The organism is Bartonella sp. AP72JLCBS (genome assembly GCF_042195705.1).
Taxonomy (GTDB): Bacteria; Pseudomonadota; Alphaproteobacteria; order Rhizobiales; family Rhizobiaceae; genus Bartonella.
In genome coordinates, this window is record NZ_JBHIOU010000003.1 from 51,057 (window position 1) to 63,470 (window position 12,414).

The window sequence follows — 12,414 nt, forward strand, 5'->3', positions numbered from 1 at the left end:
CGCCTCATACAAAATTCAAAACACTTAAAAACTTTTCTAAAATAACTTCATCTGATTTCCTAGGTTACTCATCTTCCTGTAAATACTATAGCTAATGTCTCTCCTTTTACACAATGTTTTACGTATCATTACAAACATTTCCGTCAAATTATCCTTTACTGATAAAGATCATAACATGTTGTAAAACACTTTACGTATTCAATTAAAAAATTCAGAAAGAAAAATCTCTAAAAAACTTTCTTAACACATCATCAGTCTCTTCAAAAACTATCATCTTACGCACAACATTTATTCTTTGCGTTGGGGTAGGAATTTTATCATTCATTATTCTATGTACAATACGAAATATGAGCCATCATCGCGTTCAGTTAAATATCTGGCGTGTAAGTAAAAACTATTAGCGGAAAGAGTAAAAATGCACTTTATGAACCAACTCAAGTGCCAAGAGGTATGGCAATACTGCTAAAAAATAAAAAAGGTACCAGCTTGTGCCTTTATTCAGTAAAATACCTCCATATAACCAGCTCTCTAAGCCACTGTATGCTCTAACTATTACAAGTCTCCGGATTCTGGGCATGCGTTCTCATAATATCATGTGTTTAACCTATCTCAGTATTGAAAACAGAATGGGCATGAATAGAAAATTACATTCAATCAAAAGCATGGTATAGAAGCATAATCCATATAAAAAGAATTTCTTATCCTAGCCTTTTTTATAAGATTACCTCATAAAGCCGCTCGATAATACAGTGTTAGAGATAGATAAACCTATTTACTTTAGTTTAAAATTCCTCATTTTGATTGAGATAGCTTGCAGAGCACATATCAATTTTCAAAAGTTTTATTTTAGCATCATACACAATAACCTAGCTATTTAGCGTGTATAATGTAAAGCTTCGGCTCCGCTTAAAACAATGAAATTCATTCACACTTTTACAAAAATCTATCACTATAACACCAGCACTTTATTGCTCTATCCATAATTTTACGCTTGCTAAAAAACTTATAAATGTAACAATGTTTTTATCAAGCATTTGAAATTCTTTAATCTTTAAACAAAATGAATTTGAAAGATACCCTTCAATTTTTCAACAAACTTCACTAATATTCTCGTTAATTGAGTTTTTTTATAGTTTTCCTGAAAGAGTCCGCGGTCATAAAAAAATTCTCTTACAACATAAATATCTCTATTGAAATGTTTGATCTCTTCTTGTCTATCTTTCATATAAAAAAATTAAAATTTTAACGATTAATCTCATTATATAAAAATAGCTCTGTGAATAAATGCTCTGATGACATTAATATTTTTTCTGTAGTGTATAATGTGGGAGTGAGGGTATTGTTTGATTTCTACAAGAGTATTTTTATGGATATCAATTCTATTATTCTATGCTAATAATCCGGTACAGTTATACATATGATAGAGTTTACTCCATGAATTATCGGCATATTTATCATGCTGGCAATTTTGCTGATGTTTTTAAACACATTATTGTCACTCGCATTGTAGAATATCTCAAACGCAAAGAAAAAGCTTTTCGCGTTATAGATACGCATGCTGGAATCGGTATTTATGACCTTTCTTCTTTAGAAGCACATAAAACAGGAGAGTGTCGCGAAGGTGTCCAACGACTTTTTTCAACTCCTATCCCAGAAGATTTAAGAACACTCCTTTGTCCATGGTGTGATATCATTGATGCCCTCAATAAAGGGGAAAAAGAAATTGTATTTTATCCTGGATCTCCTGTTCTTATTCGTCAATTATTACGGAAACAAGATCGCCTCACCGCAATAGAATTGCACAATGAAGATTATCATATTTTAGCAAAAAACTTTGCAGGAGATTATCAAACAAAAGTTCTGCATTTAGATGGTTGGCTTTCCTTAAATGCTCATGTACCACCAAAAGAAAAACGTGGGTTTATCCTTGTTGACCCTCCCTTTGAAAAAACTGGAGAGTTTTCCCGCCTTATTGATGGATTAACGAAAGCCTATCGTCGCTTTTCTGGAGGAATCTACGCTTTATGGTATCCTGTTAAATATGACAAAGAAATTGAAAGTTTTCTTCACGCGCTTTATCAAACCGGAATTCCTAAGATTCTACAGCTTGAAATGCGTATCCGAAAAAATTCAAGTCCACCGACAATGAATGGAAGTGGTATGATTATTATTAACCCTCCCTACCTTTTGGAAGAAGAAATGAAAAAACTCAGCCCCTTTCTTATCAACCGTCTGGGACAAGATGAAAATGCCCAAATAACGCATAAGTGGCTTCAAAAAGAACATCTGTTATGTTAGATCTTTCTCTGATATTTTTTCTAAATCAAATATCATGTTGTAAAATACAAAGGCATTAAATGATAAAGTTCTTTGATTCTTTGGATAATACCAACATATTATAATGGTAAGCTAATAACGATCAGCGTGAATTAATTTTTTTCCTTTTAGAAAGTCTATCCTCTTAATCATCATGGATTTCTTATTTCAATCATTTTAATGGATAAATTGGGCAAATTCATAAAGCTGTCTTAGAATAACAACTCTCATATTTTTTATGAAAGATCGGCTCTCTAAAATCATACTCTTATGTTATAAGATATTATTTATAGAAAAAAATTATAAAGACATAAATAATCATTATTTAATAAAAAAGAATATTTCATATATTAAACAAACAACATATTCGTAACAAACGGAATGGTCCTGAAAAATAATACAAATTGTCCGCAAAATGAACGGGAAAAACTTTCTTTTCTCTCTAATGTTACATGGCATAATGCCAATCAAAGCAATGAGAAAAATCAGTTCCAAGGTATCAAATTCATACAAGAGTTTGTTAGACACCTTCCGCATAAGCCAGGGGTTTACCGGATGATTGATGAAAATGGTGATATTCTTTATGTTGGCAAAGCCCGTAATCTCAAAAAACGTGTTTCAAACTATACACGTGAACAAGGACACAATAATCGTATTACCCGCATGATTCGTGCAACATATCATATGGAGTTTATCGTCACCCATACAGAAACAGAAGCACTCCTTTTAGAAGCCAATCTCATCAAAAGATTGCATCCACATTTTAATGTACTCCTGCGTGATGATAAAAGTTTCCCTTATATTATGATTACAGATGATCATCGAGTGCCTGCACTTTACAAACATCGTGGTGCTCGAACACGAAAAGCTCACTATTTTGGTCCTTTTGCTTCTGCTGGTGCAGTGACACAAACAGTTCATGTTTTACAACGCGCCTTTTTATTACGAACCTGTACTGATTCAGTTTTTGAAAACCGTACACGCCCCTGTTTGCTTTATCAAATTAAGCGATGTTCTGCACCTTGTACTCATGAAATTAGTGACAGTGATTATAAAGAACTGGTGAAAGGAGCAAAAGCGTTCCTTTCGGGAAAAGATCAATCTATTAAAAGCGATATGGTTCAAGCTATGCATAAAGCCGCAGAAAATCTTGATTTTGAACAAGCAGCTTCCTATCGTGACCGCTTATCAGCCCTTTCTCACATACAAAGCCATCAAGGTATTAATCCTCAAACGATAAAAGAAGCGGATGTATTTGCAATTGCGCAAAAAGAAGGAATGACCTGTATTCAAGTGTTCTTTTTTCGCATGGGGCAAAATTGGGGAAACCGTGCCTATTTTCCTAAAGCAGATCCCTCTTTTTCCCGTACTGAAATTTTAGCGAGTTTTCTTGCCCAATTTTACGATGATAAACCACTTCCCAAAAGCATCCTTTTATCTGAAGAAATTGAAGAAAAGGCACTTCTTACAGAAGCATTTAGTCTCAAAGCAAACCACAAAGTATCCCTCTCTTTACCTAAACAAGGTGAACGGAAAACTCTTGTTAATCGTGCCTATCTCAATGCTCATGAAGCACTTGAACATAAGCTTTCTGAAACAGCCACCCATACAAAATTGCTTCAAGGTCTTGCTAAAACATTCCAACTACCTGTTCCTCCACGCCGGATAGAAGTCTATGACAATTCTCATATCATGGGAACAAATGCTGTAGGGGCTATGATTGTTGCTGGTCAAATGGGATTTATTAAAAATCAATATCGAAAATTCAACATTCGCTCAACAGATATCACGCCTGGCGATGATTTTGGCATGATGAAAGAAGTGATTAAACGAAGATTTTCACGCCTTATCAAAGAGTATGATCTGCCAAATAGAAGTCATGACATAAAAGATGATGATCTTTTTCCCATTTGGCCTGACCTTATCTTAATCGATGGTGGTGAAGGACAAATCAACAGCGTACATGCAATACTTGCTGAATTACAATTAAATGATCTCTTCACAGTTGTTGGAATCGCCAAAGGTGTTGACCGTCATGCGGGACGTGAACGATTTTTTATAAAAGGTATTCCCCCCTTTACACTTCCTCCACGTGATCCTATCCTCTATTTTTTGCAACGTCTGCGTGATGAAGCACACCGTTTTGCGATTGGAACTCATAGGATAAAACGAAAGAAAGCAACATTCAAAAACCCACTTGATGAAATCGAAAATATTGGTCCGACAAGAAAGCGTGCATTGCTTCATCATTTTGGAAGTGCCAAAGCTGTTGCTAGTGCCTCATTTGAAGATTTAAAAAAAGTTACGGGAATTTCTATGACAATTGCACAAAAAATTCATAACCATTTTCATGAAAAATAGGCTTGTTTCATAACCTTCTCCTTGTTACGTTAAGGAAATATATTCTCTTTCACAAGAATTAAAAATGGCTCCATGAAAAATCATACTTTTTCTTTTCCAAATATTTTAACTTATGCACGAATTGTTGCAGTCCCAATGGTTGTTGCATGCTTTTTTTTAGAAGGGCGGCTACAATCAAGTGATATCACTCGCTGGATTGCTGTTTCCATTTTTATCGTTGCATCCATTACTGACTTTCTTGACGGTTACCTTGCTCGTATTTGGGAACAAACATCCAATATTGGTCGCATGTTAGATCCAATTGCCGATAAACTTCTCGTCTCTGCTTGTTTGCTCTTGCTTGCCGCAGACAGTACCATCGCTGGGTGGACACTATGGGCAGCTATTATCATTCTTTGCAGAGAAATTCTTGTATCAGGATTACGTGAATATTTGGCTGAGTTAAAAGTTAGTGTTCCTGTCTCTCGTCTTGCAAAATGGAAAACTTTTGTACAGATGATCGCTATTGTATTTCTTTTAGCTGGACCAGCCGGTAATAAAATTTTCCCTTACACAGTAGAGTTTGGCATTACTATGTTGTGGATTTCTGCCCTCCTTACATTGTGGACAGGGTGGGATTATTTTCGTGCAGGTTTAAAACACGTTATCCTATGAATCATATGGAATTTTATAATGGTGATTTATCTTTTTGTACTTAAATAAGAGATGAGAATAGCATAAGATTGATTTATTTTAAATCTATTAATGATAGATCAATAAAACACTTTTTTGCACATTACAAGTAAGGGTAGCGTGTAGATAAAAACTCTTCAGAAAAGAGTAAATAGGCTTTATATTTTCGTAAAAGCAGCTGCAATATTAAAAGCTAAAAAAACGATTAATGCTTCATATACTTTCAAAAAAATCTATAATCTTATAAGCAAAAAACCGAAACATAGTGTTTCGGATTTTTGCTTCTTATATACGCTTTATTATTATAAACGCTTTATTAACCAACAATTTCTGCCTCAGAAAACCAAAAGGCGATTTCTGTTTTTGCCGTTTCAGCACTATCGGATCCATGGACAGAATTTTCGCCAATCGATAAAGCATGAACCTTACGAATTGTCCCTTCTTCTGCATCACTAGGATTCGTAGCCCCCATTACTTCACGGTTTTTAGCTATTGCATTTTCGCCTTCCAAAACTTGTACAACGGTTGGACCAGAAGACATGAATTCAACCAATTCACTAAAAAAAGGGCGTTCTTTATGAACAGCATAAAATTTTTCAGCCTCACGTTTACTCATCCAGACACGTTTAGATGCAATAACACGTAGCTCCGCATCCTCAAGCATTTTAGTAATTTCGCCAGTCAAATTACGACGGGTTGCGTCTGGTTTAATCATCGAAAAAGTACGCTCTAAAGCCATTTAACCACCTTTATTTCATTTATAATATTCTCTAGCCATTTCTATAGCGAGCAAGGAGCCCTTTGCCAAGTGACTCTGCAAAAATCTATACAAATTCTCAAAAATATAGAATGAATTATAAAGAAGACTTTAATAAAAATACCTGCAATTGCTCATCCCATCATAAAGATGCGCTACCGCCCCTCAGCAAATGTTGAACTTCTTTTATATTCCTCAACACTTTCCATCAAAATTATCATTGAGATCAATTAAAAAATAACCATATCGTTAGAAACGATAGCGTACACCTAAAATACCCTGAAAGGACTGTTTTGTTTTACGCCCTTTAATATAATGTGCCTCACCATATAACTTTAACTTCTCACTCACTAAACTGCTTAAACCTATTCCTAATTTACCTGCATTCCCCGATAAGTCAGTGGTAAATGGATGGCGTTGATTAATTAACGTTTGATTGTCATCTTTATTCTCACGCAACCATGCTGCTGTAATATACGCAAGCGATGAGGAATCCATGTGAAAACCAAATTCATATCCTAAAGATAAGCCAACCTCACTGCGTAATGAAGTGAATGGACGCATGTCACCTGTCATGTCATTCGATAACTTGATTTCTTTACCCTCAACTTGTAACCATGTAAATTGTCCATAAGGCTGTAACCAACTGTTCTTTGACGTCTTAAGTCGATAACCAGCTTCAAAGGAAGTTCCCAATGCCCTTTGAGTATATGTTCCTTCAATCTCTAAACCATTCGTTGAAACGGCTTTTAGAGTATTTTGATAATGATTGTATTTTAAAATACCATCGAGATACCATCCACTATGATCAAAATAAGTGACATAAGCGCCAATACCATAAGTATTGATACCACTGATACCCCCCCGTGCATGCGCAACACGGGCACGATCATAACTGCCAAAACCACCTATATAAAATTCTCCACTTTCCCACTCGCTTAAACCATTGATCCCTAAAACAATACCTGTCTGATCTAACTTAAAATCTATATGCTCTGTCGCAATACTCTCTTTAGATTTAATCGCATAGGTCCATAAAGCTGCATTCTTTTTACTTTTATCTAGAATTCCTCTTCCCGCACGCACTGTTTGCATTTCGTTGTGAAACACCATCGCTGGAGCTACAGACATAGACAATACCGCATCTGTAGAGGGCGTGGTCAAAAAGTGAGAAACTGAAAGCGTCTCACTCAATTGTGGAGAAGGCTGTTCTTTATGAACTGGACGCACAATCATTTGATCGGCTAAAGATTGAGAAGAGGTTGAAACAGCAGTTTGTTGTTTTTCATCAGAAAGAGGATGAGAACTTCCTGAACCTAAGACTTCAATAACGTGACTTCCAAGAGAGGAAACAGTTGGAGATACAGAAACACTAGAGACATTCTGTGCCCCTCTTAAATGACGTGGAGGTCGTGGTTTAGCTGGTTGTTTTATAATAGGTTTACGAGAGCCTGTATTTTTTCCTCTAGAAGGAGCACCTTGATCAGATAATGCAAGAGGAATCTTCGTTTTCTTGTTTACACACTGTGCTTCAGTATTCGAACGTGTCGTACCTCCAGAGGCTCTTCCTAAATACCAAATTGTAGCACTACCACTAGAATCAGCACATCTATCTCTCTTCAGCAATTGATATTGATAGGCCCCACCATCAACAGCTGTAATGTCCTGACCCGAAAGGTCTGCCAGAGTAAAATTAGCGCCTCCATTGTGGCTTCTATCAGTAATTAAATTAATCCCTGTAACCAAACTATTCTTTTGTGAGAGAAGACCTGTAATTTCACGACCAGAATCTGCAACGCTTATTTTGTGATTACCTGCGCCCTCATCAATCGATAAGTAATCACTCGAATCCCCCGTAGCACTAATATTGAATCGAAAATGTAAACTCCCTGAAAGTTTCTCAACATGAAGTGAAATATATCGTGGATCATACGGTATAGAAGTAAAAATAACAGTCCCATTTTGCCCCCCTAAATCTTCAATTTCAATCTGAGGTTTTTCTCCCATATTCCGTTCACCAACCTCAAATATTGTTTCATCCACTCTGTCCTTTATAGGAATTTTTTTCTTAGTCGTATGATTTGTCCTATCACCAGCGAATAAATAAAGTTCTCCGTGATCATTGATCCTTACTTCTCCAAGGACCTCTTGTACACCAACATGGAACCACGATTTAGCAAAGTTGTTAACAGTCAGACCATCCACAAACCCTTCAGGATATACAACTTGAATAGCATGATCTTTCAAATTAGTAGCATAAGATTCTCCTAACGCTAAGACGTGCTGTCTCCCATTCCCAGAGACCTCAGCATACATTGATTTTCCCCCCTCTTTTCTTTGTCCTGCATAAAGATTTTGTTCTCCGTTATCTCCCACTTTCGTATACCAACCCCACGCTCCATCATACACATTCTGCTGTCCAACTGTTCCACCATCCCCAGTAACTGTGGAATTATATGCACTACTTTTTCTCTCCACGCTTGTAAGATCAATATATGGCTCTTCATGAATAAACTGCTGACCTCCCAAAATTTTGGCGTTCATTGCAATTCCTGCCCGTGTAACTATTTGCATCCCTCCTTTTTTAATAGTGGAACCTACAGAACTTTCTCCATTATCAACAAGCTCTACATCACCATCTTTGAGAATAGTATTATTGCGAAAAAAATTAGACATCAGTGCTATTTTTTTTTCTTCCTCTTCTCTATTTACCACATGTGTTGCTCTTGTTAGCACTCTATTCCTACTCTCAACTGCACTTGCAGATTGCACAAGACAACTACTGATCATCAATACTGAAAAACTTAATTTGTATTTATACCGCATTATCCACACTCCACTCTCAATTATTTAGAAAAATACCCCGCGACTACATAGATAGCTCATTTTAGATTGTATCATAATGTGTTTTATTTATGTCTAAATACAATTTTTTAGTGCATTTTTTTAATTTAAGCAACTTTAAGTTGCTTATCTACAAGCCACTAAAAAACTCTAACTTAAGGCAGAAAAATTGAATAAAATTCAAAATGTTCACTTAAGTTAAAGGAATAATTTGCATATCTGGAATTATAGATGAAAAAAATGCTCGTGCCCTTTAATGGAGCCCCTCTTCACGTAAAACAAAACGCCATTGGGTTGTACATTCACACACTTGTTTTAAAGAGACATCTCTCAATGCACTCAAGCCCATTTCGCCACGTCATCCATGAATGATATACCGGTAAAGCCATTGAACTCCCAATCTTTACGCTTATGAAGAAGCGAGCCGATATCATCATACACTTTTCCAGCCCTAAAATGTTGCAACGCGACACCCTTTGGTACTTGAGGCAGTTTATAAGAGGTATTTTTAGTTCTTTCTTGTACAATTTTTATCCACGCAGGCTTCCCTGCTTGTGACGTGCAAGAAAATGGTTTTGATTGATTCAACATAAACAGATTTGGAATGAGAGAATCCTATGATTTTCGCGACTCTCATTCAACATGCATAGAAATGAATTATTATTATAAATTCAGTATGTTACCTTTAAAAGAGAGAGTATAAAGACATTTCTACTATTTGAGAAAGTCCCTACACTCTCGAGAAGACATAGCCGAGCGTTATCTCTTTAAGCTTGCAAAATCATTACATTTGTAAAGTTAATCAGCCATACACACATATTTAGAAACTATAGCGTAATCCTAAAATACCTTGAAGAGCATTCTTAATCTTATGTCCTTTTAGATAATGTGCTTCCGCATAAAGTGTTAGTTTATCATTGACCGAACCGTTTAAACCAATTCCCAATTTACCCGCGCTGCCCGACAAATCTGTAATAAATTTATACTGGTTATTAATTGTCGTATAATTATTATTTATATTCTCACGCAACCAAGCTGCCATAATGTAAGCTGTTAATGAAGTTTCTGAACTCACAAAAAATTCATGTCCTGCAGTTAATCCAACTTCACTGCGGAATGAAGTTAATGGGCTTAGATCACCTATCATTCCATTGGAAAGTTTTATTCTTTTACCTTCAACCTGCAAACCTGTTAGCTTGATATAAGGCTGCATCCAAGTATTCTGTGCCGGTTCAAAATAACAACCAATCTCAAATGATCCACCTATCGCCCACTGATTGTAATGACTTTGAATGGCTAAACCATTCGTTGATATGGCTTTCAAATTATCTCGGTAATAATTATATTTCAAAACACCATCCATATACCATCCACGATGATCAAAATAAGTTGCGTAAGTTCCAATACTATAAGAGCTCAAATCGCTGTCACCACCTCGTGCATGAGAAATACGTGCTTGATCATAACTCCCGAAACCACCAACATACAACTCTCCATGCCTTAATTCACTCAACTGATCAGCACCAAAGACTAAACCTGTCTGCCCAAGCTTAAAGTGTGTATGGCCTGTCGCAACACGTTCTCTGCTCTTAATCCCATAAGTCCATAGTTCGATATCTTTCTTATTTCTGTCCCAAATTTTTCTACCATTCCGTATAATTTGCAACTCATTATTAAAAATAAGCCCAGGAACTACGGACAACGTTAACACTGCATCTGTAGAGGGGGTTGTTGATGTTTCTCCAGGAAAAAAAGGATTTGTCGGATCTGGCATAGAAGGTTCTGGTCCATTGAGGCGGTCTGCCGATAAAAACCAAACTTTTCCATTTTCATCCTTTCTTTCTTTCAAATCATACATATAAGTTCCACCATCAATGGCGTTAATTTTTTCACCCTTAAGATCTGTCAGCGTAAAATGCGCTCCACCACTTTGATCCGTAATTAAATCACGCTTATTTGAAAAAGGATCCGTGATTTCAACTCCAGAATCAGCAACACTTATTGTATGTTTCCCAGCGCCTTTCTCAACCAAGAGATAATCACCACGGTTATGGGCAATCGTAGTATTGAACGCGAAATGTAAATTTCCTGAAAGATTATTCACATGAAGCTGAGAATAATATGGATCAGAACCTGTAAACGAAAAAATAACACTCCCTTCACCACTTAATTTTTGTATCAAAGAACTTTTTCCATCAAACTCATCAGTAATAGAGTATAGTTTTGTATCTTTTCCATTTAAAATAATATCTTCTACTGTGGTGCGTTGTTGATCATTCCCAGCATAAAGATGGATCTGCCCAGAATGGTTTACCTGTGTCTTGCCTTCTAATGTTGCTCCAGCATGCACCCATGATTTTGTTTGATCATTCATTGTTAGATTTTTTACAGATCCATCAGTATATATTTCCTGAATAGCACTCTCATTTAAAGTGACTCCAATAGCCTGACCGCCTTTTAAGATACGTTGTTTACCACCACCAAAAACTTCTGTGTCAAATGCAAAACCACCATTTTTTGCACTTTGAGACTTTTGCCCAACCTCTTGGACACCCCCTTGCATAACTTTCGTATTCCAAACTTTTCCGCCATCATATACTTTTTGTTGGCCTAGTGTTTCATCTTGACCATAAATGACAGTATGAGAAGCACTACTGCCTTTAATCTCTCCTCCAATATCCCCCTCCCCGAAAACAAGCTGCTCACCACCATAAATTTTAGTCCCTTCTACTTTTCCTCCATTTTCAACACTTTGGTGTCCGCCTTCTTCAACAACAGCATTTTTCGAAAAACCTTGTTTTCCCTTCAAAGCCTGAACATTTTCAATTCCACCATGTTCAATTTTACTATTCTCACTGAGTCCTCCTGCATACACATAAAGCTCTGCACCATTCCTTACAGTGTTATTAATGGATCGCCCTGGACTATCAATCTCACCATCATTTGAAATGTATGCTTTACCTTCATTATCAAGGATATAATTTTCTAACATTGCCCCATCTTTAATGGAAATAAGTTCAGGCTTTTTAAGAAATGCAGTATTTTGTTCTTGTGCATTATATCCAGCATTGTCACGATGACTGCTGTCAAGCTTCTGTTGACTCGCAAACACTCTAGCACCCTTATCCATGATAAAATCGCTAGGCTTTTTCAAAAAGTCTAATTCATTGCGCGTTCTTACCATGACATCATTAGAGGCTCCAAGTATGCATCTGCCTGTTTTCATATCCTCATTGTATTGATCTTGAAATACTTTATCATTTTCATAACTTGAAGATTGACAAAAAAGTGCTGTTCTCCCCTCATTTGCAGCAGCAGCTTGCACAAAACAGCTGCTCAACATGAGTATCCAACAATGTCGTTTCCATTTATATTGTAGAGCCATATCCTCCCCCCTTCACGCCTGCATAGACACTAAACGTAATTAGCTCTACAAAACATATTTTCAACCTTAGATTGCAATA

7 protein-coding genes are annotated in these 12,414 nt (G+C 36.3%); 3 read left to right on the plus strand and 4 right to left on the minus strand.

Features of this window, described 5'->3' with window-relative positions:
* Positions 1 to 1,434 precede the first annotated feature (1,434 nt).
* From ACFILO_RS02525 to pgsA, 3 genes are all read left to right on the plus strand, one after another.
* A complete protein-coding gene (locus ACFILO_RS02525) occupies positions 1,435 to 2,298 on the plus strand; it encodes a 23S rRNA (adenine(2030)-N(6))-methyltransferase RlmJ (protein WP_375677783.1) in 864 nt (287 codons plus the stop codon).
* Positions 2,299 to 2,697: 399 nt separating this feature from the next.
* A complete protein-coding gene (gene uvrC, locus ACFILO_RS02530; RefSeq protein WP_375677784.1) occupies positions 2,698 to 4,677 on the plus strand; it encodes an excinuclease ABC subunit UvrC in 1,980 nt (659 codons plus the stop codon).
* A 72-nt stretch (positions 4,678 to 4,749) separates the two neighbouring features.
* Positions 4,750 to 5,331, plus strand: a complete 582-nt coding sequence (gene pgsA, locus ACFILO_RS02535) for a CDP-diacylglycerol--glycerol-3-phosphate 3-phosphatidyltransferase (RefSeq protein ID WP_273723320.1) — start codon at positions 4,750 to 4,752, stop codon at positions 5,329 to 5,331.
* Between the two features lie 334 nt (positions 5,332 to 5,665).
* On the opposite strand, the gene ndk is transcribed toward pgsA, so the two are convergent.
* The 4 genes from ndk to bafA (ACFILO_RS02555) form a co-directional block, all read right to left on the minus strand.
* Positions 5,666 to 6,088, minus strand: a complete 423-nt coding sequence (ndk, locus tag ACFILO_RS02540; RefSeq protein ID WP_375652273.1) for a nucleoside-diphosphate kinase — start codon at positions 6,086 to 6,088, stop codon at positions 5,666 to 5,668.
* Positions 6,089 to 6,355: 267 nt separating this feature from the next.
* A complete protein-coding gene (bafA, locus tag ACFILO_RS02545; protein ID WP_375677785.1) occupies positions 6,356 to 8,932 on the minus strand; it encodes a BafA family autotransporter in 2,577 nt (858 codons plus the stop codon).
* Positions 8,933 to 9,289: 357 nt separating this feature from the next.
* On the minus strand, positions 9,290 to 9,541 hold the full coding sequence (locus tag ACFILO_RS02550; RefSeq protein WP_375677786.1) for a hypothetical protein: 252 nt from the start codon (positions 9,539 to 9,541) through the stop codon (positions 9,290 to 9,292).
* A gap of 229 nt (positions 9,542 to 9,770) precedes the next feature.
* Positions 9,771 to 12,335, minus strand: coding sequence for a BafA family autotransporter (gene bafA, locus ACFILO_RS02555; protein ID WP_375677787.1), 2,565 nt, complete (start codon positions 12,333 to 12,335; stop codon positions 9,771 to 9,773).
* Positions 12,336 to 12,414 lie beyond the last annotated feature (79 nt).

What these genes read in the sequence shown, in the direction of transcription:
- ACFILO_RS02525 (WP_375677783.1), top strand. Translation starts at nt 1,435, where the DNA reads ATGAATTATCGGCATATTTATCATGCTGGCAATTTTGCTGATGTTTTT.
- uvrC (WP_375677784.1), top strand. Translation starts at nt 2,698, where the DNA reads ATGGTCCTGAAAAATAATACAAATTGTCCGCAAAATGAACGGGAAAAA.
- ACFILO_RS02550 (WP_375677786.1), bottom strand. Translation starts at nt 9,541, where the DNA reads ATGTTGAATCAATCAAAACCATTTTCTTGCACGTCACAAGCAGGGAAG.
- bafA (WP_375677787.1), bottom strand. Translation starts at nt 12,335, where the DNA reads ATGGCTCTACAATATAAATGGAAACGACATTGTTGGATACTCATGTTG.
- pgsA (WP_273723320.1), top strand. Translation starts at nt 4,750, where the DNA reads ATGAAAAATCATACTTTTTCTTTTCCAAATATTTTAACTTATGCACGA.
- ndk (WP_375652273.1), bottom strand. Translation starts at nt 6,088, where the DNA reads ATGGCTTTAGAGCGTACTTTTTCGATGATTAAACCAGACGCAACCCGT.
- bafA (WP_375677785.1), bottom strand. Translation starts at nt 8,932, where the DNA reads ATGCGGTATAAATACAAATTAAGTTTTTCAGTATTGATGATCAGTAGT.